We start from the raw sequence: 19,882 nt of genomic DNA on the forward strand, positions 1-19,882 counted from the left end.
GGCCGGCGCCGCCGTGGCTACCGACGCCGCGGTGGACACCGGCGACGATGCCGCCGTGGCACCTGTCCCGCCGCGCCAGCGGCCCCCGGTCGAGACTCCGGCCCCGGGCGACGGACGCCTCGTCCGGCTGCGGATGCGCCTGGCCCGGTCGCAGAACTCCCTGGGCAAGGGCCTACTCGCTCTGCTTTCCGGCGACCGGCTGGACGAGGAGACCTGGGAGGACGTCGAGGCGACCCTGCTGGTCGCCGACGTCGGGGTCCTGGCCACGAACGAGCTTGTCGCGGCCCTGCGGGAGCGGACGAAGGTGCTCGGTGCGAGTACCCCGGCGCAGGCCCGCGAGATGTTGCGAGACGAGCTGCTGGCCCAGGTCGGCACGACGACGGACCGCTCGCTGCGGACGTCGGTGCCGGACCGTCCGGCGGTCGTGCTGGTCGTCGGGGTCAATGGCACGGGCAAGACGACCACCTGCGGAAAGATCGCCCGCCTGGTGGTGGCCGAGGGGCGGACGGTGGTGCTGGGCGCGGCCGACACGTTCCGGGCGGCGGCGGCGGAACAGTTGCAGACCTGGGGTGAGCGGGTCGGAGCCGAGACCGTCCGGGGCGCCGAGGGCGGCGATCCGGCGTCCGTCGCCTTCGACGCGGTGAAGCGGGGTGTGGAGGCGGCAGCCGACACGGTGCTGATCGACACCGCCGGCAGGCTGCACACCAAGTTGGGCCTGATGGACGAACTCGCGAAGATCAAGAGGGTTGTCGGCAAGCACGGCCCGGTCGACGAGGTGTTGCTGGTGCTGGACGCCACGACGGGACAGAACGCGCTGGTGCAGGCCCGGGTCTTCACCGAGGCCGTGGACCTGACCGGGGTGGTCCTGACGAAGCTGGACGGCACCGCCAAGGGTGGCATCGTGATCGCCGTGCAGCGTGAGCTGGGCGTACCGGTGAAGCTGATCGGTCTTGGTGAGGGACCGGATGACCTGGCACCGTTCGAACCCGAGGCGTTCGTCGACGCGCTGCTGGGCGAGCCCGCCTGACGGCCTGGTGGCACCAACGTGCCTCGACCGTTGGTCGGACCACAAAGTGACAGGTGTCGCCGCGTGTCAAGGACTTCCCGTTGTCGATCCTGTGATCTAGGCTTCATCTCGAAGGGGGCCGGCGGGCCCCCGGCACGTCGCGACCAGGATCCTCGGCGCGTTCCAGGCTGGGGGTGAGCGTCCGGCGAGGCGACTCGCCGTCCTCAGTGCAGAGGGCGGGCCCGGCTGGTTGATGACCAGACCGGGGTCCGTGCGGGTATGCCTCGCCGGGTCGCGCCCCGTGTGGGGCTGGGCGTATCGACGGTAGCGCCCCGCCGATCGGTTCCGTCTGGGTGAGCGCGTGGTCGGCCGCGCCGGATCGCGCCGGTGAGGTGCTCGGACGCGGGGTGTGTTGTCCTTGTCGTCGGATGCGTACGCTGGTGCCTGCGGTCCGCCTGCGATCCCGGAGTGTGCGCGTGTTCGACACCCTTTCCAGCCGCCTCGACAAGGTCTTCACGTCGCTGCGTGGTCGGGGTCGCCTGACCGATGCGGACATCGACGCGACCGCCCGGGAGATCCGGGTTGCGCTGCTTGAGGCGGATGTCGCGCTGCCCGTGGTTCGTACCTTCGTGACTGCGGTCAAGGAGCGGGCGAGGGGCGCTGACGTCAGCGCGTCGCTGAATCCGGCCCAGCAGGTCATCAAGATCGTCAATGAGGAGCTCGTCGGGATCCTCGGCGGCGGAACCACCACGCTGCGATTCGCCAAGACGCCCCCCACCGTCATCCTGCTCGCAGGCCTGCAGGGCACGGGTAAGACGACGCTCGCCGGCAAGCTCGGCCGGTGGCTGAGCAACCAGGGCCATACCCCGCTGCTGGTCGCGGCCGACCTGCAGCGACCGAACGCGGTCAACCAGCTCCAGGTGGTCGGCGCCCGGGCCGGGGTCGAGGTGTTCGCCCCGGAAGCGGGAAACGGCGTCGGCGACCCGGTCCAGGTGGCCCGGGACGCGCTGACGCACGCCCGCCGCCACGTCTTCGACGTGGTCGTCGTCGACACGGCTGGCCGGCTCGGTGTCGACGAGGAGATGATGCGCCAGGCCGCTGACATCCGGGACGCCGTCTCGCCGGACGAGATCCTGTTCGTCCTGGACGCGATGATCGGTCAGGACGCGGTCGCGACCGCGGGAGCCTTCGCTGAGGGCGTCGGGTTCAGCGGTGTGGTGCTGACGAAGCTCGATGGCGATGCGCGCGGCGGCGCGGCGCTGTCGGTGGCCGAGGTGACCGGGCGACCAATCATGTTCGCCTCCACCGGTGAGACGCTCGACGACTTCGACGTCTTCCACCCGGAGCGCATGGCGTCGCGGATCCTCGGCATGGGTGATGTGCTCACCCTGATCGAGCAGGCGGAGAAGGCGTTCGAGGCCGAGCAGGCTGAGGCGATGGCCGCGAAGATGGCCGCCTCGGAGTTCACCCTCGAGGACTTCCTCGACCAGATGCTCACGGTCCGCAAGATGGGCCCGATCGGCAACCTGCTCGGCATGCTTCCCGGCATGGGCCAGATGAAGGAGCAACTGGCCCAGGTCGACGATCGGGACATCGACCGGGTGGTCGCGATCATCCGGTCGATGACGCCGGCGGAACGGCACGACCCGAGGATTCTGCAGGCGTCCCGCAAGGCGCGGGTCGCCCGCGGCTCCGGGGTCACCGTCACCGAGGTCAACCAGCTGCTCGACCGGTTCACCGAGGCCCGCAAGATGATGCGGCAGATGGCCGGCGGCATGGGCATGCCCGGCGCGATGGGCCGGGCGAAGGCGGCCTCCGCCCGCAAGGCCCCGAAGAAGGGCAAGGGCGCCAACCGCAAGGGCAATCCGGCGGCGCGGGCGGCGCAGGCCAAGGCGCAGAAGTCGGCGTCCCAGGATCGTCTCGCGAAGGGTCCTGGCCTGCCTGACGGGCTGCCTGACGGCATGCCGGACCTCGCCGCGCTCATGCGCCAGCAGCAGGGTGGTCTGGGCGGCCAGCCGCCGCACGGCCCGCGCCAGGGTCGCTGAGCGTTGCCGCCGGGTGATCTGACCGGGGTGCTGCCCGGGCCACCGGCCTCTCGCGCGATCTGGCAGACTGTAAGCTCTACTGCAGGCCCTGCCTGCCAGCGTCGGTGTGGCTGCCACTGAAGCTCGTTCTCGAGCCTTTCGAGTGGTCGTTCCGGCGCTGGTGCTTCCCGCCGCCGATCACGCCGCCCTTGCGTGGGCTAGGCGGTCACCGACACGTCTGGAGCCGTTCGACCACCGTGGCAACCAAGATCAAATTGCAGCGCCTCGGCAAGATGCGCGAGCCGCACTACCGCATCGTCATCGCCGACGCCCGCACCAAGCGGGATGGTCGCGTCATCGAGGCCATCGGGCAGTACCACCCGAAGTCCGACCCGAGCATCATCAAGGTCGACTCCGAGCGGGTGGAGCACTGGCTGACGGTCGGCGCCCAGCCCACCGAGCCGGTCCTCGCGATCCTCAAGGTCACTGGTGACTGGCAGAAGTTCAAGAACCTGCCGGCGCCCCCGCCGATGAAGGTCGCTGAGCCGAAGCCGGACAAGCGCGAGATCTTCCAGGCCGCGGCGCGTGCCGCCGCGGGTGCTGACGACCGCCCGGCGACCACCCCGAAGAAGGCCAAGAAGGCCGCCTCGGCGGACGGCGCGGACGCGTCGGCCACCACAGAGGCTCCGGCCGCGGACGCGTCGACGACCGCGGGGCAGTAGGTGCTGGAGGCGGCCCTCGAGCATCTCGTGCGCGGCATTGTCGATCACCCGGACGATGTCCGGGTGGATCTCAACAATGGCCGGCGCGGGCGGACCCTCGAGGTCCGGGTGCATCCCGACGACCTCGGTAAGGTCATCGGCCGGCGCGGCCGCACAGCTCGCGCGCTGCGCACTGTCATGGGCGGTGTCGGTGGTCGCGGACTGCGGATCGACGTCGTCGATGTGGACCGCTGACCGTCCAGCTGTCGGCCGGTTCGGCACCGTCCCGCTCCGGGGCGGGGCAGTCCGTGGTTGACGAGGCCCGGCGCGGCGAGCCGATCGTGGTCGGCCGGATCGGCAAGCCGCACGGACTTCGTGGTGAGGTGACCATCGAGGTCCGGACGGACGTTCCGCAGCGACGGTTCGCCGTGGGCGCGGAGCTAGGCCGTTCCGGTGGTGGTGCCCCGCTGACCGTCGCTGGCGCGCGGTGGCATTCGGGCCGGCTGTTGCTCCGCTTCGTCGGCGCCGCCGACCGGGAGAGCGCCGAGGCGCTCCGGGACGTCCTGCTCACGATCGACGAGGCCGAAGCCGGCCCACCTCTCGACGAGGGCGAGGGGGAGGACGGCGAGGCCGATCTGTGGTGGGACCGGGACCTGGTCGGTCTTGAGGTCGTGACCACTACCGGTGACAGTCTCGGTCGGATCACTGATGTGATCCACGCGCCGGCGGGTGACCTGCTCGCGGTCGGGCGGCCGGGCGGCGGCGAGCATCTCGTCCCGTTCGTGCGGGACATCGTTCCGACCGTGGATCCCGCGGCCGGCCGCGTCATCGTGGATCCGCCGACTGGCCTGCTGGATCTCGACTGACCCGCACCGCCGGGTCCGCCCGACCGGGAGCAGTCGATGCGTGCTGACGTCATCACCATCTTTCCCGCCTACCTTGAGCCGCTGCGGCTGTCCCTGGTGGGCCGGGCCCGAGAGCGCGGGACTCTCGACATCCGCGTGCACGACCTGCGGACGTGGACGACCGACGTCCATCGCACTGTTGATGACGCCCCCTATGGCGGCGGTCCCGGGATGGTCATGCGCCCGGAGCCCTGGGACGCTGCGCTGACGGAGATCGCAGCCTCGGTTCCGGGGCGTCGCCCCCGGGTCGTGGTGCCGACTCCCGCCGGTGTGCCGTTCACGCAGCGCCGGGCCGAGGAACTGGCGGAGGAGCCCTGGCTCGTCTTCTGCTGCGGCCGGTACGAGGGCATCGACGCGCGGGTGATCGATACCTGGGCCGATGACGAGATCTCGATCGGGGACTACGTCCTGGCCGGTGGCGAGGTGGCCACGCTGGTGATTCTCGAGGCGGTGGCGCGGCTGCGGCCCGGCGTGCTGGGCAACAGTGCCTCCGCCGCGGACGACTCGTTCTCCGACGGCCTGCTGGAAGCGCCGGTGTACACCCGTCCGCAGGTGTGGCGGGACGCGGAGGTGCCGACCGTGCTGCGATCCGGCGACCATGGCGCCGTTGCCCGCTGGCGGCGTGACCAGGCGCTGCGCCGCACTCTGGACCGCCGGCCGGACCTGCTCGCCGGCGTCGATCTCACTGCTGCCGACCGGGTGGTGCTGGACGCGGTGGCAAGGGAGCGCGGCTGACGGCTCGCCTGGCGGTCGGCGCGGTACCGTGGGGCGCCCGCGGCGATCGGTGCCCGAGTATGCGGTCGCGGCCGTCCAGCGCGTGGCACAGTACAATGCAGTGTCCGCCGGTTCGTGACCGGCTCGGGTGGCCTTAGCTCGAGTGATCGCTGCGGGATGTCTCTCCGTGGCGCAGCCTGTCGACGCGCGGTCCGGGTCGGGCTCGGCCAACGGGTTGTTCGCCGTCGGCTCTGGCCGTAGCGCGGACGATCCACTCCCAATTTCTTCAGGAAGCGACTGCCATGCACACCCTGGACAGCCTCGACGCCGAGTCGCTGAGGACCGACGTGCCCGAGTTCTGGCCGGGCGACACCCTCAAGGTCCACGTGCGGGTCGTCGAAGGAAACCGTCAGCGCATCCAGGTTTTCCAGGGTGCCGTCATCCGCCGGCAGGGCGGAGGGGTACGGGAGACCTTCACCGTGCGAAAGGTGAGCTTCGGCGTTGGCGTCGAGCGCACCTTCCCGACGCACAGCCCGATCGTGTCGAAGATCGAGATCGTCAGCCGGGGTGACGTCCGTCGCGCGAAGCTTTACTACCTGCGTCAGCTGCGCGGCAAGGCCGCGAAGATCAAGGAGAAGCGGGATCCGATCGCGCGTTGAGATCTTCCGCGCCCGTGCCCGCCAGGATCTTTGATTGGCGACTTGCCGGTACTCCGTGCGCGTGTTGACCTCGTTCTTGGACCAAGATGGGCAGCACGGTCCGCAACGGCGTCCCGATGGGCGGCTGGTGGCACGTCGACCGGTCCGATGAGGTCTGACGGCCGAATCAGCGAGGTGGCGGAGTGAACGCATCGAGTCCGGGCGGACATCGTCCGCCGCCGGACGCCGGGGGCGACCGGCCCGTGGACGATCGGCGGGCGGGTGACCACCGGGCTGGCGAGCGACCGCCGCAGGCGTCGCCGGACGCCGCGGAAGATCGAACCGACAGGGTCGGCGACATTCCTGTCGCCGACCTGTCGGCCGCCCCTGGCCGTTCCGGCGGGGTCGGCTCCGGCGAGGAGCCGCAGGCCGCGCCGGGATCCGCCGTCGCGGACCGGACCCGGCGCGTCGCCCGGCCCGGGTCGGGCCAGCGCGGGCGCGGATCCTTCCTGCGCGAGCTGCCCGTACTCGTTCTGGTGGCGTTCCTGCTCGCGCTGCTCATCAAGGCACTACTGGTCCAGGCCTTCTGGATTCCGTCCGAGTCGATGGAACGAACCCTTTTGATCAATGACCGCGTGTTGGTCAACAAGGTCGTTTATCACTTCCGGGATGTGCATCGCGGCGAGATCGTCGTGTTCAACGGCAAGGGCACGGGGTTCGACCATGCGGAGTCGATCGTCCCCAAGCCAACCAACGTCGTCAGCAGGTTCATCCGCGGGGCGCAGGGCCTGCTTGGTCTGGGCGCCCCCAGTGAGACGGACTTCATCAAGCGTGTCATCGCTGTGGGCGGGGACACGGTGGCGTGCTGCGACGCCGAAGGTCGAGTCACGGTCAACGGCCATCCGCTCGACGAGCCTTACGTGTACCAGAACGACTACCAGCACTTTGGTCCGGTGAAGGTCCCCAAGGGCTATCTGTGGGTGATGGGCGACCATCGTGGCGCTTCGTCCGACGCCCGGCAGAACGGCCCGATCCCGCAGAGCAAGGTGGTCGGCAGGGCCTTCGTGCGGGTGTGGCCGCTGAGCCGGTTCGGCTTCCTAGGCGTACCGACGAAGACGTTCAGCGGCATTCCGTCGGCCGCCTCTGTGCCAGGATCCGCCACCCCCACACCTGCCGCGATGGCGCCGTCCGCTCAGGTGGGCTCGTCATCGGGCCCACCGCCGCTCGCGTCGCTGGTCGTCCTGGCGGCGGTGCCGGTGTGGCGCGCCAGGCGGCGCGGCGATTGGCGCACGGTTCCTGTTGGTGGCCCGCCTCTATCGCGGCGGCGCGGATCTCCATGACACGGCGCGGCGTCGTGATTCGGCGGGACGCCGGCCTGTTCGGCTACGAGCGGGCACTGTACCGGTGTGGACTCGGTCCGGTCGCGGGCGTGGACGAGGCAGGTCGCGGGGCCTGTGCTGGCCCGCTCGTCGTCGCGGCCGTGGTGCTGCCGCCCGAGGCGAGACGGCGCGTGCCCGGACTCGCGGATTCGAAGCTGTTGACCGAACCGGTCCGAGAGAGGCTCTACGACGACGTTGTCGCTGTCGCGGACGACTGGTCGGCGGTGGTGATTCCCGCCGGCGAGATCGACGGGACTGGCGTGCACGTGGCCAACATCACCGGCATGCGACGGGCGGTGGCCAGGCTCGCCCGACGACCGGGGTACGTGCTCACCGATGGCTTTCCGGTCGCGGGCCTGGGTACGGAGTCGCTGGCGGTGATGAAGGGGGATCGAGTCGCCGCGTGTGTCGCGGCCGCCTCGATCGTGGCGAAGGTGACGAGGGACCGGATTATGCGTGCGTTGCACACGCGCTATGCCGAGTACGATTTCGCGCAGCACAAGGGATACGTCACCGCGGCCCACGCGGCGGCGCTGACGAGGTACGGACCGTGTGACGAACACCGGAAGTCGTATGTGAACGTGGCCGCGCATGCGGTGCCGACGAGGGAAGCCCGATCATCGCGGCTGGAGGACAGGGTGCCTGCCATCAGCCTGCACGGCGTCACGGAGACCGCATGAGCGCGGAAGACCTCGAAAAGTACGAGACCGAGATGGAGCTGCAGCTCTACCGCGAGTACCGGGACGTGGTGGGGCTGTTCTCGTACGTCATCGAGACGGAACGTCGGTTCTACCTCGCCAACGAGTACCAGATCGAGGTGCGTAACAGTGCCGACGGTGAGGTCTTCTTCGAGCTGACGCTGCGCGATGCGTGGGTCTGGGACATGTTCCGTCCTGCCCGATTCGTAAAGAACGTGCGGGTTGTGACTTTCAAGGACATCAACGTGGAAGAGCTGACCAAGGCGGAGCTCTGAGGCGCTGCACCTCCCAGGTCTACCCCGGTCGCGGGGCGCCCCGCTGATCTCGCCGCCTCGCCTGTGGACAGCGTGCCGCTTTCCACAGGTTGATCTTTGGTCTGGTTTACGCCAGCTGATCCGCGGACGCTGAGGACCGGCCGGCGGGCGAGTGTCCCCCGGCGGACGGGAGCGGCGCGATGGCTGCGAAGGACGAGCTGGGCAGATTCGGCGAGGAGGTCGCCTGCCAGCACCTGGCTGCTGGCGGCGCGGTGATCCTCGACCGCAACTGGCGGTGTCGCGACGGTGAGCTCGATGTGGTCGTCCGCGACGGCGGCACACTCGTGTTCTGCGAGGTCAAGACCAGGTCCGGAGTGCGTTATGGCTCCGGCGCCGAGGCCGTGGTGGGCCGCAAGGCCGCACGGATCCGAAGGCTGGCAGCTCGCTGGCTCGCCGAGCATCCCCATGAGCCGTCGCCGGTACGCTTCGACGTGGTGCTGGTGTCCCGTCAGCGGACCGGGCCGGTGGGCGTGGAGCACCTGCGGGGTGCGTTCTGATGCCGCTTGCCCGCTCGCGGGCGGTGGCCGTGGTGGGCGTCGAGGGCCATCTCGTCGAGGTGGAGGCCGACCTCGCCCTCGGTATTCCCCGCCTGACGCTCATCGGCCTCCCGGACGCCTCGCTGCACGAGGCACGCGATCGCATCCGTGCGGCAGTGGTCAACTCCGGCGAGGACTGGCCGAACCGTCGCATCACCCTCGGCCTGTTCCCGGCCACGCTGCCGAAGACCGGCAGCGGATTTGATCTGGCGATGGCGGTCGCTGTCCTCGGTGCGGCTGCGGTCGTACCCGGCGCAGCGCTGCTGGGCAGGGTCTTCATCGGGGAGCTCGCGCTCGACGGTCGTGTGCGGGAGGTCCGAGGGGTGCTGCCGGCTGTCCTGCGGGCGGTGACCGCCGGTATCGAGAGGGTCGTCGTGCCTACCGCCAACGCCGCTGAGGCCGCGCTGGTACCGGGAGCGCTGATCGAGCCGGTCGCCACCCTGGCCGGTGTGCTCGCCCTGCTGCGCGGAGAGCAGACACCGGCGGTGCCGGTGCCACCGCCGGCTCGGCCGGCGTCCGAGGACGCCACACGGGGGGATCTCGCGGACGTCGCAGGCCAGAGCAGAGGGCGTCTGGCCGTCGAGGTGGCCGCCGCCGGCGGCCACCACCTCTACATGCAGGGGCCACCCGGCAGCGGGAAGACCATGCTCGCGGAACGTCTCCCCGGCCTGTTGCCCGCGCTCACCCGCGAGGCGTCGCTGGAGGTCACCGCGGTGCACTCGGTGGCGGGAGTGCTGCCAGCGGACTGTCCGATGGTGACCCGGCCGCCGTTCCGCAGTCCTCATCACAGTGCCACACCGGCCGCGCTGATCGGTTCGGGTTCCGCGGTGGTCCGGCCGGGTCTGGCCAGCCAGGCCCATCGCGGGGTTCTGCTGCTGGACGAGGCGCCGGAGTTCTCCCGCCCCGCGCTCGATGCGCTGCGCCAGCCGCTGGAGAGCGGTGCGATCGAGGTCGCCCGGGCGCGCGTCGTCGCCCGCTTTCCCGCCCGGTTCCAACTGGTTCTCGCGGCGAACCCCTGTCCCTGTTCGAAGGCCCGCGGCCCGCGTGGAACCGGGTGTGAGTGCCCGAGCCTCGTGCGGCGCCGCTACCTGGCGAGGCTTTCCGGTCCGCTGCTGGACCGCATCGACATCCAGGTCGCGTTGAACGCGCCCAGCCGCGCGGAGCTCAGGGCCGACGCCGAGCGCTGCGAGTCCTCGACCGCCGTCGCCGCCAGGGTGGCCCAGGCCCGTCGCCTCGCGAGCATCCGGCTAGCCGGAACGCCCTGGCGGGCCAACGCGGAAGTGCCGGGACCCGCGCTGCGTCGTCACTGGCCGCTGCCGGCGAAGGCCACGGCGCTCGCGGAACGGGCCTTCGAACGGGGGATGCTGACGGCCCGCGGGCTCGATCGGGTGCTCCGGCTGGCCTGGACCCTCGCCGATCTCGCGGGGCGCCCAGCACCTGGTCCAGATCAGTTCGGGGTCGCTCTGGAGCTGCGGTTGCCAGGCTGGGCCGCATGAACGGGGAAGGCAGTCACCTGGGCCCCGACGCTCCCGATCAACACGGGCGGCCGATGGCCAGCCGACGCGGATCGCCCGGGTCCGATGGCGGGCCCGGCTCGGCGGAACTCGGTCACCTGCCGTGGCACGACGGTGTTGCTGAGCCTGATGTGCAAGCGTGGCTCGGGAGTGTGCCCGACGCCGGCGGCAGCAGCCAGGACGCGGATGCGCAGCGGCTCGCCAGGGTCGCGTTGGCCCGTGCCTACGGACCCGAGCACCAGCGAATCGCCATCGAGGTGGGGCGCCGCGGCGCCGCCGCCGTGTGGGACGAGGTCCGCCAGGACCATCCTGGCGTCGATCCCCGTCGAGACCTGGACGCCGCCTCGCGCGCCGGAGCCCGACTGGTGTGCCCGGAGGACCCGGAGTGGCCGGTCGAGCTCGACGCCCTCGACCGGGTCCGCGATGAGGGCGACGGCAGCGCTGTTGGAGCACCACTGTGCCTGTGGGTTCGGGGCGCGGCCGATCTGCGCGACGTGGCCGCCCGCTCGATCGCGGTGGTGGGCTGTCGAGCCGCGACGAGCTATGGCCTGCATCAGGCCGGGGAGATCGCCTTCGCGATGGCGGAGCAGGGCTGGGCAATCGTGTCGGGGGCCGCCTTCGGTATCGATGCGGCCGCTCACCGGGGCGCGCTGGCGGGCGGCGGACCGACCGTCGCCGTCCTGGCGGGCGGGGTGGATGTGCCATACCCGGCCGCACATGTCGACCTGCTGGCGGAGATCACGCGGGCAGGTGCCCTCGTCAGCGAGGTGGCGCCTGGTACGCCTCCCTATCGTCGTCGGTTCCTGACCCGCAATCGGGTGATCGCCGCGCTGTCCCGCGGCACGGTGATCGTGGAGGCGGGTCTGCGCAGCGGCGCCCTCAACACGGTCGCGCACGCCCGCAGGCTCGGCCGACAGGTGATGGCGGTTCCCGGGCCGGTGACAAGCGCGATGAGCGCTGGTTGCCATCGGCTTCTGCGCGACTTTCGTGAACAGACCGTGTTGGTGACCGGCGCCGACGACATCGGTGAGGAGGTCGCTGGGATCGGACGGTTCGCTCCTCGCCCCCTGCTCGGCGGAGTCCGGGACAGCCTGTCCGAGGTCGTTCGGGCACTGCTCGACGCGATGCCGCCACGGGCAGCGGTGGGCGTCGCCGTGCTGGCCCGTGAGCTGTCGCTGCGCTCGGAGGAGGTACTGGCGATGCTGGGCCCGCTCGTGGTGGAGGGACTCGTCGAGAGTGTTCCCGCCGGTTACCGGCTCACCGCGCTCGGCCGGGCCCCGTCCAGCCCCTCGACGCGAGGTGGGCCAGGCTGACGGACGGTTCTGGCCGCGGGCGGCCGGTCCGGAGCCGGGTGACCAGTTCCGGACCGGCCGCCACTGCGGCCTTGACGCCGATGACCCGCTGGGACAACGGTCCACTCATGGCCTCCTACGGTGGGACTGGTTCCGGGCGGACGGCTGCTGGCGCAGCGCAGGGCCATGCGATGGGCATGCCGGTCCGACCGTGGGAAGGTGGGGGTGAGCTGGCTGGGCAGGACGCGCGACCAGCCGCGGCCGCGGGCCACGGCGAGCTGTCACGGCCGGTGACGACGGCCCCGGGCAGCGAGGCCGAGCGTGCGGCTGGCTGGACTGAGGCCATCACCGCCTTCCGGCGTTACCTCGTCGCCGAGCTGAACCGGTCGCCGGAGACGGTTCGGGCCTATTCGGCCGACCTTGCCGGCCTGCGCGCACACGCGTCACGGGCCGGCGTCCCGGATCTCGCCGACCTGGACCTCGCGATCCTTCGGAGCTGGCTGGCGACGATGCGCGTGGCTGGCGCCGCGCCGGCGACACTGGCTCGGCGGGCATCGCTGGCCAGGGTGTTCTCGGCTTTTGCCGCGCGCCGCGGGTATCTGGCCGCCGACGTGGCAGCGCGTCTGGTCGGTGGGCGCGCACGTCGACAGCTACCGCAGATCCTCAGCGTCGAGGCCGCTCGAGATCTGATGCGTGCCGGGCCCGCGCTGGCCGGCGGACCACCCGCGCTGACGAACCGCCCCGCCGCCTCCAGCGGAGCCTCCGCGGAGCGGTCTACGCGGCGTGGGCGCGAGATTGCCGTTCAGGACGCACTCCGGCTGCGTGACGCGGCAGTGCTGGAGTTGCTGTACGGCAGCGGCATCCGGGTGTCGGAGTTGTGCGGACTGGACCTCGTTGATGTCGACGATGACCGGCGGCTGCTGCGCGTGCGCGGCAAGGGTGGGCGGGAACGGAGCGTCCCCTTCGGTGTGCCTGCGGCGGGAGCGCTCCGTGGTTGGCGGGCCTCCTCGGGTCGCCCGGTGCTGGCGACGCCGAACGCGGGTTCTGCCCTGCTGGTGGGCCAGCGCGGCGGGCGTCTGGATCCGCGGGCTGTAAGGCGGATTCTTGAGCGCTGCGCCGCGGCCGGCCTCGTACCTTCGGGCCTCACGCCGCACGGGCTGCGTCACTCGGCGGCGACCCACATGCTGGAAGGCGGCGCGGATCTGCGATCGGTCCAGGAGTTTCTCGGCCACGCGAGCCTCGCGACCACGCAGATCTACACGCACGTGACGCCGGAACGGCTCCGAGCCGCCTTCGAGCAGGCCCATCCGCGGGCCTGAGGCCGCCGCGCGCCGGCTCAGCGGCGGCTCACCGGAAGCAGGCGTGGCGACACCCGCCGGAACGAGGCGAGTGGGTCGAGGTAGTCCGCTGCGCGCAGCAGACCCCAGTGCAGGCAGGCCGCGCCGGGGCACCCGGGGTGGCCGGGGGCGAGCCGACCTAGTTGATCTCCGGCTCGCACTGTGTCACCGACGCGGACGGTCGGGACCAGAGGTTCGTACGTCGTGCGGACAGCGCCGTGACTGACTACTACCACCCCGCGTCCCGCCACGGGCCCGGCATAGCTCACTGTGCCGTCCCCCGCGGCCCGGATCGGCGTTCCGGGCAGGGCCTGAAGATCGATACCTCGATGTCCGGGGCCGAAGGGGCTCGCCGGACGCTCGAACGCGCGAGAGACCGACACCTGGCCGCCAAGCGGCCAGCGGAGCACGGGTCTGCCGTCGAACGCGGTTCGAGCGGTCGAGGCGCCGGGCGGCGGCGCAGGGGGTGGGGACGCGCCGCCGCCCGACTGTTCGGCGGCCGGCGGGGACAGGGCCGGCCGCCAGGGATCCCCGGGTCGGGTGGCACGCGGCCCGGGGAGGCGGGGGTTGGTTTCCGGGGAGGGTGGGACCGGGCCGGTGCCGCGGTCTCCCGTGGGTGAGGCCGGCACGGCCACGCTTGGCGCCATCGCCGTCGCGACGGCCGCCTCGCCCCGAGTGGGCGGCGCCGATGTCGCGGCGCGCGGTGGGGGACTGCTCGGCCCGGCGCTGGCCGGCACGCCGCTCGACGTGCCGGGACTCGGAATACCCCTCAGGTAGGGCACCGCGCCCATCGGATCGGCCGAGCTGGTGCCACCACGCGCGGCCGACTCGATTCGACCGGAGACGATGGCGGCACGCGACGTGCCTGGACCGCGAGTCGGGGCGATCATCGTCGCCGCGTCCGAGCGCGGGTTGACGGGGAATCGGGTCGGCCAGCCAAGCGCGATCAGCAGCGCGAGCGCCGGGATCACGAGCCAGAGCGGGTCGGTGCGGGGCATTCGGGGCACGGCGGCGCTGACCTCCGGGGTCGGGGGAGGTGCGGCGGCCGGGCACGGTCCGGGGGTGGACCCGGCCGCCGCTCGACCGGCCCGCGAGAGCGGCGGGTCGGTCGAACTCCACGGTGCGCCGGCTCGCCGCCTTTGGGTAGCGAGGACTCTTCGCCTGTGGATAACGTCCTTGCGTCGTGTGTCCCCGCGTTGCCTCAGGCCAGGCGTTTCAGGCTCGGACCGGGGACCGGGGACCGGGGACCGGGGACCGGCTCGGGCGCGGCATCGTGCTCGCTTGGGCTCGTGATCGCGGACTTCCCATGGAGATCGTCGAGGCTGCTGCGTGAACCGGGTCATCTGGTGACGAACGTTCGGTCCAGCGCCCAAGCCGGGTGGCCGCCGAGTTACCGGCTGGGCCGCATGGCCAGGGCGGGTATCATCGCCGCAGGGCTCGTACTGCGAGCTCAGTTCGCACGCCCGCTTCTACCGGCAGTAGTCAGGCCGCTGGAGGGGTCTCCTCGGTCCGTCGCGTAGCGGCGGCCATGACCACAGGGCGTCAGGGGTGTCGCCGCGAGGCGGCGCCGTCAGAACCGAGGCGTCCGGCGTGTCCGGACGGAAAGGAGCGACGTGCCATGGCCGTCGTCACCATGAAGCAACTGCTCGAGAGCGGCGTGCACTTCGGGCACCAGACCAAGCGCTGGAACCCGAAGATGAAGCGCTACATCTTCACCGAGCGCAACGGCATTTACATCATCGACCTGCAGCAGACCCTTTCCTACATCGACCGGGCCTACGACTTCGTCAAGGAGACCGTGGCGCACGGCGGAACGGTGCTGTTCATCGGCACGAAGAAGCAGGCTCAGGAGGCCATCGAGGAGCAGGCCGCCCGGGTCGGTATGCCGTACGTCAAGGAGCGTTGGCTCGGCGGCATGCTGACCAACTTCTCGACCGTCTACAAGCGTCTCCAGCGGCTCAAGGAGCTCGAGGAGATCGAAGTGACCGGCGGTACCGAGGTCCGCACGAAGAAGGAACAACTCGTGCTGTCTCGGGAGAAGGCCAAGCTTGAGCGGACTCTCGGTGGTATCCGCGACATGAGCCGCGTGCCGAGTGCGGTCTGGGTCGTTGACACGAAGAAGGAGCACATCGCGGTCGGCGAGGCCCGCAAGTTGGGTATCCCGGTGGTGGCGATCCTCGACACCAACTGCGACCCCGACGAGGTCGACTACCCGATCCCGGGCAATGACGACGCGATCCGCAGCGCGGCACTGCTCACCCGGGTGGTCGCCGACGCGGTCGCCGACGGTCTGCGCTCCCGGGCCGGTGCCTCGAGTTCCGATGCCAAGCCTGAGCCCACTGGCGAGGAGCCGCTCGCGGAGTGGGAGCAGGCAGTGCTGCGCGGAGAGGGCGTCGCGCCGGCGAACGGTGAGCAGCCGGCCGTCGCCGAGTCGGACTCCGCCGCCGAGCCGGCAGCGGCCGCCGAGCCGATTGCCGTCGCTGAGGAAGTCACCGCCGAGCCGGTTACCTCTGCCGAGTCGAATTCCACCGCCGACGCGCCCTCGGGCGAGACGGTCGGTTCGGGAGTCTGAACTGTTGGCGCGCCGAGCCCCCGTGGCGCTCGGCGCGCCTGCACGGATCGGCGGCTCGCGGCGGGGTCGGGCCGCCGACGCTGTTGATTATCGGGCGCAGCCTGCGGCGCCGGTGACCCGGCGGGTCACCGGCGGATCCTCGTCGTGAGTTCACGTCTGGCGCCGAGGCCGCCAGACCGGCCTCGGCGCCAGCCGCCCCGGGAATCCGGCGACCAGCGGCGCCCGTAGGACAACGAGAGCATTCGACCCACACCGACGAGAAGAGCACCATGGCAGACATCACAGCCGCTGACATCCGCAAGCTCCGGGAGCTGACCGGGGCCGGGATGAGCGACGTCAAGAAGGCGTTGGTCGACCACGACGGCGACGTCGAGAAGGCCAAGGCGTGGCTGCGGGAGAAGGGCAAGGCGCAGGTCGCCAAGCGGGCGACGCGCAGCGCGGCCAACGGCCTGGTCGAGTCCTACCTGCACCGGACGGACCCGCAGCTGCCGCCGACCCTCGGCGTCATGGTCGAGCTGCGCTGCGAGACGGACTTCGTGGCGAAGACCGAGGACTTCAAGCAGCTCGCTCGTGACCTCGCGCAGCACATCGCCGCCGCCGACCCGCTTTACGTCTCCCCGGAGCAGATTCCGAACGAGGTCCTGGAAGCGGAGCGGAAGATCTACGAGGCGGCCGCTCGGGAGGAAGGCAAGCCCGAGCAGGCGATCACGAAGATCGTCGAGGGCCGGGTCAACGGGTACGTGAAGGCCACCGTGCTGCTTGACCAGGCATGGGTGAAGGACGGCAAGATCACCATCCGGGCGTTGCTCGACCAGGCGGCGGCCTCTCTCGGCGAGAAGATCGAGGTTGGCCGGTTCGCTCGCTTCAACATCCGGCAGGCCTGACCGTGAGGTCCGGATCGGCCGACGATCGTCGGCCGATCCGGGCGTACGGCGCGGTGGGCGTCCAGGCGGCGTGTCGGACATCGCCTGGTTCCAGGCCGGCAGACGGCTGATCGGCGTGTCCGGCGTGGCGTGTCACCCCCGGCCGCCCGTCGGCGACCTCGTGCGGGACAATGCGCCTGCGGGTCACGGGGTCCAGGCGGCAGTAGTTGTCGGACGGTCTCCCGCGCGCCCGGGCAGCAGCCCGTGTCGTCCGGTGGATCGCGGGTGATGATGTCCTGGCCGGGCAGCCCCGCACCGCAACCTATGGTGCCGGGTGGATGTCGGCGAGTCGGAGCGGACGGAAGGAACAGCGGTGATCGACGACACGCTTCTCGATGCCGAGGAGAAGATGGAGAAGGCCGTCTCGGTCGCCAAGGAGGACTTCGCGAACATCCGCACCGGCCGCATCACGCCCGCAGTCTTCTCCAAGATTCTGGTGGACTACTACGGCGCACCGACACCGGTGCAACAGCTCGCCTCGTTCCACATTCCCGAGCCGCGCATGGTGATCATTACGCCCTACGACAAGTCGTCCCTGGGCGCGGTCGAGAAGGCGGTCCGTGACTCGGACCTGGGCGTGAACCCGAGCAACGACGGCACGATCATCCGCATCGTCTTTCCGGAGCTTTCCGAGCAGCGGCGCCGCGACCTGGTGAAGGTGGCGCGCACCAAGGCCGAGGACGCCAAGATCAGCATTCGCAACGTCCGGCGCCATGCCAAGGACAGCATCGACCGGATCGTCCGTGATGGTGACGCCGGCGAGGACGAGGGTCGACGGGGAGAAAAGGACCTGGACGAGGCCACGCACCGGTATGTCGGGCAGGTGGACGAGCTGCTGCGAATCAAGGAATCGGACCTGTTGTCGGTCTGACTCCGCTCGTCGTTCTGACTCCGCGTATCTCGGCCGCCGGTGTGGACGCCGCGTCCCGCACCATCCAGACGTGCTCGATCGGGACGACGCGCCGACGGCCAGCCGTGCGCCGCGGAGCCGACGCCCGTCCTGTCCGTTTCTGTCGAGATGCAGGTCCTCATGACGGCGACCGACGGCCCAGTCGTGGTTGACGGCGATCAGCACGCAAGCGCGGGCGGGCCCGGCGCCTCCGCGCAGGCATGGACCGGCCCGCCACCAGCCGAGGCCGGTACCACGTCGGCGGCGGAAGCCACAACGAATCCGCCTCGGCGATCCCGCGCAGGTCGTGACCTCCCGGCAGCGATCGCGGTGGGCCTGATGCTCGGCGCGGTCATCATCGTTCCGCTGGTGATATTCCGGGCCGCCTTCGTCGGTGTCGTCGCGGTGGCTGTTGCCGTGGGAACCACCGAGATCATCCGCGCGGTGCGTCTCACCGGCGTACGGGTTCCGGCCCCTCCCCTGGTCGCCGGGGCGCTGGCGATGCCACCCGCGGCGTACGCCGCGGGGACAACCGGCCTCGTGCTGACGCTGGCCGCCACCATCGGCGCGGGGATCGCGGTCCGGCTCGCCGGACCGGCTGACGGTCTCGTCCGCGACATCGCCGGCATTGGTTTCGTGGCCGGCTACGGCGGCTTTCCCGCCGGGTTCGCGGCGTTGCTGACCGCGCCGTCGGACGGCAGCTGGCGGGTCACGGCCTTCATCGCCACCGTGGTGGCCAGCGATGTGGGCGGGTACGCGGCCGGCGTGCTTTCCGGCGGGCGGCACAAGATGGCGCCGAGCGTGTCGCCGGGCAAGTCGTGGGAGGGGTTCGCCGGGTCGATGATCGCCTGCATGGCGATGGGGGCCATTCTGGTCGGCTGGCCCCTCGGCGCGCCTGCCTGGCAGGGGGTGCTTTTCGGCCTGGCCACCGCCGGCGCGGCCACGATCGGGGACCTCGGCGAATCGCTGCTCAAGCGGGACATCGGCATCAAGGACATGGGCAACCTGCTGCCCGGGCATGGCGGGATCATGGATCGGCTGGACTCGATGCTGTGTACCGCGCCCATCGCCTGGCTGCTGCTGAGCGCCTTCCTCGGCTAGCGGCGTCGGAAACGTTCCACGCTCCGTAGTCGATTGCCGCATTCGTCTGGACGGCAATCGCCTGGCACACTGGACCCGCGATGACTTCCACGACCGCCGAATCCGTGTCCCCGGACGGACAGACCCCCGCCGGGGACGGCGGGCGCGTCGCCCTGTCGCTCACGCGGCGGACCACTCGACCGGCCCGGCATCTCGCAGATCTCTCCGGGGAGGAACGCCGCCAGGTCGCGGTGTCGCTGGGTCAGCCGGCGTTCCGGGCCGACCAGCTCTCGCGGCACTACTTCACCCGGCTGATCGACGCCGATGACGCCGACGCGATGACCGACCTGCCCGAACGGGTCCGCGGCCCGCTCGTGGACGCGTTGCTGCCGCGGCTGCTGGCCGCCGCCAGGACGCAGAGCTGCGACGACGGCCGAACTCGCAAGACCGCGTGGCGCGCCGCGGATGGCGCGCTGCTCGAGTCTGTGATCATGCGGTACCCGGACCGGGCGACCGTCTGCGTCTCCAGCCAGGCCGGCTGCGGCATGGGCTGTCCGTTCTGTGCGACCGGGCAGGGCGGTCTCACCCGGAACCTGTCGACCGGCGAGATCGTGGAGCAGGTTGTCCACGCCGCCCGGGTGATCCGTCGCGGTGAGCTGGCGGGCGGCACGGCGCGGCTGTCGAACGTGGTGTTCATGGGCATGGGGGAGCCGCTGGCGAACTACGCCGCGGTGACGGCGGCCCTGCGCCGGCTGGTCGCCGCGCCGCCGGAGGGGCTCGGCCTGTCGGCCCGTGGCCTGACCGTCAGCACGGTTGGCCTGGTGCCCGCCATGCGCCGGCTGGCGACCGAGGGGCTGCCGGTGACCCTCGCGCTGTCCCTGCACGCCCCCGACGACGAGCTTCGCGACACCCTGGTGCCGATCAACAACCGCTGGCCGGTCGCCGAGGCGCTCGCGGCCGCGTGGGAGTACGCCGAGCTGACCGGCCGACGGATCAGCATCGAGTACGCCCTGATCGACGGGGTGAACGACGATCCGGGCCGGGCCGAGGCGCTCGCGGCCCTGCTGGTCGGCCGCCTCGCCCACGTGAACCTGATCCCGCTCAACCCGACCGACGGCTCGTCGTGGCAGGCAAGCGCGCCCGCGGGCCAGCGGGCGTTCGTCCGCAGGCTGCGCGAGCGCGGCATCGCCACGACCGTGCGTGACACCCGCGGCAGGGAGATCGCGGCGGCGTGGGGGGCCCTGGCGGCCGCACCGCCCCCCGCCGCCGGCCGACCCCACCCGGCCCCCCCCCCGGCGCGGGCGGGGGCCCCGGCACCCGGAGCGGTCCGGGCCCGCGGGCGTGGGTGTGATCCGCATGA

The 19,882-nt window shown here is 71.3% G+C and carries 21 protein-coding genes; 20 read left to right on the plus strand and 1 reads right to left on the minus strand.

Going from position 1 to position 19,882, the window contains the following annotated elements:
* The 14 genes from ftsY to MXD58_RS04970 form a co-directional block, all read left to right on the plus strand.
* Nucleotides 1-1,027: signal recognition particle-docking protein FtsY (gene ftsY / locus MXD58_RS04905; protein ID WP_250609076.1), on the plus strand; the 1,027-nt coding region annotated here is incomplete at its 5' end.
* Between the two features lie 455 nt (nucleotides 1,028-1,482).
* Complete coding sequence (gene ffh, locus MXD58_RS04910) at nucleotides 1,483-3,051, plus strand: signal recognition particle protein (RefSeq protein ID WP_248840867.1); 1,569 nt, start codon at nucleotides 1,483-1,485, stop codon at nucleotides 3,049-3,051.
* Nucleotides 3,052-3,287: 236 nt separating this feature from the next.
* The gene (gene rpsP, locus MXD58_RS04915) at nucleotides 3,288-3,752 is read left to right on the plus strand and encodes a 30S ribosomal protein S16 (RefSeq protein WP_248840866.1); all 465 of its coding nucleotides are present in this window, start codon (nucleotides 3,288-3,290) and stop codon (nucleotides 3,750-3,752) included.
* Nucleotides 3,753-3,986, plus strand: coding sequence for an RNA-binding protein (locus MXD58_RS04920; protein WP_009742328.1), 234 nt, complete (start codon nucleotides 3,753-3,755; stop codon nucleotides 3,984-3,986). It abuts the gene before it with no gap.
* A 53-nt stretch (nucleotides 3,987-4,039) separates the two neighbouring features.
* Nucleotides 4,040-4,597 carry a ribosome maturation factor RimM gene (gene rimM / locus MXD58_RS04925; RefSeq protein ID WP_248840865.1) on the plus strand — a complete coding sequence of 186 codons (558 nt, stop codon included), beginning with the start codon at nucleotides 4,040-4,042 and terminating at the stop codon, nucleotides 4,595-4,597.
* Nucleotides 4,598-4,633: 36 nt separating this feature from the next.
* Nucleotides 4,634-5,371: a tRNA (guanosine(37)-N1)-methyltransferase TrmD gene (gene trmD / locus MXD58_RS04930; RefSeq protein ID WP_248840864.1), complete on the plus strand. Its 738-nt coding sequence runs from the start codon at nucleotides 4,634-4,636 to the stop codon at nucleotides 5,369-5,371.
* Nucleotides 5,372-5,652: 281 nt separating this feature from the next.
* Nucleotides 5,653-6,009: a 50S ribosomal protein L19 gene (gene rplS, locus MXD58_RS04935; RefSeq protein WP_248840863.1), complete on the plus strand. Its 357-nt coding sequence runs from the start codon at nucleotides 5,653-5,655 to the stop codon at nucleotides 6,007-6,009.
* A gap of 515 nt (nucleotides 6,010-6,524) precedes the next feature.
* Nucleotides 6,525-7,328: a signal peptidase I gene (gene lepB / locus MXD58_RS04940; RefSeq protein ID WP_374615643.1), complete on the plus strand. Its 804-nt coding sequence runs from the start codon at nucleotides 6,525-6,527 to the stop codon at nucleotides 7,326-7,328.
* A complete protein-coding gene (locus tag MXD58_RS04945; RefSeq protein WP_248840919.1) occupies nucleotides 7,325-8,047 on the plus strand; it encodes a ribonuclease HII in 723 nt (240 codons plus the stop codon). The genes lepB and MXD58_RS04945 overlap by 4 nt, the downstream gene beginning before the upstream one ends.
* On the plus strand, nucleotides 8,044-8,340 hold the full coding sequence (locus MXD58_RS04950; RefSeq protein WP_248821766.1) for a DUF2469 domain-containing protein: 297 nt from the start codon (nucleotides 8,044-8,046) through the stop codon (nucleotides 8,338-8,340). The genes MXD58_RS04945 and MXD58_RS04950 overlap by 4 nt, the downstream gene beginning before the upstream one ends.
* Nucleotides 8,341-8,519: 179 nt before the next feature.
* Nucleotides 8,520-8,876 (plus strand): YraN family protein, encoded by a 357-nt coding sequence (locus MXD58_RS04955; RefSeq protein WP_248840862.1) that lies wholly within the window; start codon nucleotides 8,520-8,522, stop codon nucleotides 8,874-8,876.
* Complete coding sequence (locus MXD58_RS04960; protein ID WP_248840861.1) at nucleotides 8,876-10,411, plus strand: YifB family Mg chelatase-like AAA ATPase; 1,536 nt, start codon at nucleotides 8,876-8,878, stop codon at nucleotides 10,409-10,411. The genes MXD58_RS04955 and MXD58_RS04960 overlap by 1 nt, the downstream gene beginning before the upstream one ends.
* A 170-nt stretch (nucleotides 10,412-10,581) precedes the next feature.
* The gene (gene dprA / locus MXD58_RS04965) at nucleotides 10,582-11,742 is read left to right on the plus strand and encodes a DNA-processing protein DprA (protein WP_248840860.1); all 1,161 of its coding nucleotides are present in this window, start codon (nucleotides 10,582-10,584) and stop codon (nucleotides 11,740-11,742) included.
* 269 nt (nucleotides 11,743-12,011) lie between these two features.
* Nucleotides 12,012-13,040 carry a tyrosine recombinase XerC gene (locus MXD58_RS04970; RefSeq protein WP_308301906.1) on the plus strand — a complete coding sequence of 343 codons (1,029 nt, stop codon included), beginning with the start codon at nucleotides 12,012-12,014 and terminating at the stop codon, nucleotides 13,038-13,040.
* A 17-nt stretch (nucleotides 13,041-13,057) separates the two neighbouring features.
* Here the strand turns inward: MXD58_RS04970 and MXD58_RS30995 are convergent, their stop codons facing one another.
* On the minus strand, nucleotides 13,058-13,705 hold the full coding sequence (locus tag MXD58_RS30995) for a murein hydrolase activator EnvC family protein (protein ID WP_374615648.1): 648 nt from the start codon (nucleotides 13,703-13,705) through the stop codon (nucleotides 13,058-13,060).
* On the opposite strand from MXD58_RS30995, the gene MXD58_RS04975 reads away from it, so the two are divergent.
* The 6 genes from MXD58_RS04975 to rlmN form a co-directional block, all read left to right on the plus strand.
* Nucleotides 13,671-13,835, plus strand: a complete 165-nt coding sequence (locus tag MXD58_RS04975; protein ID WP_248840924.1) for a hypothetical protein — start codon at nucleotides 13,671-13,673, stop codon at nucleotides 13,833-13,835. The genes MXD58_RS30995 and MXD58_RS04975 overlap by 35 nt on opposite strands.
* Before the next feature lie 841 nt (nucleotides 13,836-14,676).
* Nucleotides 14,677-15,630 carry a 30S ribosomal protein S2 gene (gene rpsB / locus MXD58_RS04980; protein ID WP_248840859.1) on the plus strand — a complete coding sequence of 318 codons (954 nt, stop codon included), beginning with the start codon at nucleotides 14,677-14,679 and terminating at the stop codon, nucleotides 15,628-15,630.
* A 269-nt stretch (nucleotides 15,631-15,899) separates the two neighbouring features.
* On the plus strand, nucleotides 15,900-16,514 hold the full coding sequence (locus MXD58_RS04985) for a translation elongation factor Ts (protein WP_248841325.1): 615 nt from the start codon (nucleotides 15,900-15,902) through the stop codon (nucleotides 16,512-16,514).
* Nucleotides 16,515-16,866: 352 nt separating this feature from the next.
* Nucleotides 16,867-17,424: a ribosome recycling factor gene (gene frr / locus MXD58_RS04990; protein WP_248841324.1), complete on the plus strand. Its 558-nt coding sequence runs from the start codon at nucleotides 16,867-16,869 to the stop codon at nucleotides 17,422-17,424.
* 159 nt (nucleotides 17,425-17,583) lie between these two features.
* On the plus strand, nucleotides 17,584-18,543 hold the full coding sequence (locus MXD58_RS04995) for a phosphatidate cytidylyltransferase (protein ID WP_248841323.1): 960 nt from the start codon (nucleotides 17,584-17,586) through the stop codon (nucleotides 18,541-18,543).
* 80 nt (nucleotides 18,544-18,623) lie between these two features.
* Nucleotides 18,624-19,882 (plus strand): dual-specificity RNA methyltransferase RlmN (gene rlmN, locus MXD58_RS05000; RefSeq protein ID WP_250609077.1); only part of this gene is annotated, 1,259 nt, incomplete at its 3' end.

The sequence above is a fragment of the Frankia sp. AgKG'84/4 genome, from assembly GCF_023242965.2.
In the GTDB taxonomy this organism is placed as follows: Bacteria; Actinomycetota; Actinomycetes; order Frankiales; family Frankiaceae; genus Frankia.

Bases quoted from the DNA above. Each gene is read 5' to 3' on its own strand.
- MXD58_RS04985 (WP_248841325.1), top strand. From the start codon at position 15,900: ATGGCAGACATCACAGCCGCTGACATCCGCAAGCTCCGGGAGCTGACC.
- MXD58_RS04950 (WP_248821766.1), top strand. From the start codon at position 8,044: ATGAGCGCGGAAGACCTCGAAAAGTACGAGACCGAGATGGAGCTGCAG.
- MXD58_RS30995 (WP_374615648.1), bottom strand. From the start codon at position 13,705: ATGGCGCCAAGCGTGGCCGTGCCGGCCTCACCCACGGGAGACCGCGGC.
- MXD58_RS04995 (WP_248841323.1), top strand. From the start codon at position 17,584: ATGACGGCGACCGACGGCCCAGTCGTGGTTGACGGCGATCAGCACGCA.
- MXD58_RS04960 (WP_248840861.1), top strand. From the start codon at position 8,876: ATGCCGCTTGCCCGCTCGCGGGCGGTGGCCGTGGTGGGCGTCGAGGGC.
- MXD58_RS04955 (WP_248840862.1), top strand. From the start codon at position 8,520: ATGGCTGCGAAGGACGAGCTGGGCAGATTCGGCGAGGAGGTCGCCTGC.
- trmD (WP_248840864.1), top strand. From the start codon at position 4,634: ATGCGTGCTGACGTCATCACCATCTTTCCCGCCTACCTTGAGCCGCTG.
- rpsB (WP_248840859.1), top strand. From the start codon at position 14,677: ATGGCCGTCGTCACCATGAAGCAACTGCTCGAGAGCGGCGTGCACTTC.
- rplS (WP_248840863.1), top strand. From the start codon at position 5,653: ATGCACACCCTGGACAGCCTCGACGCCGAGTCGCTGAGGACCGACGTG.
- MXD58_RS04945 (WP_248840919.1), top strand. From the start codon at position 7,325: ATGACACGGCGCGGCGTCGTGATTCGGCGGGACGCCGGCCTGTTCGGC.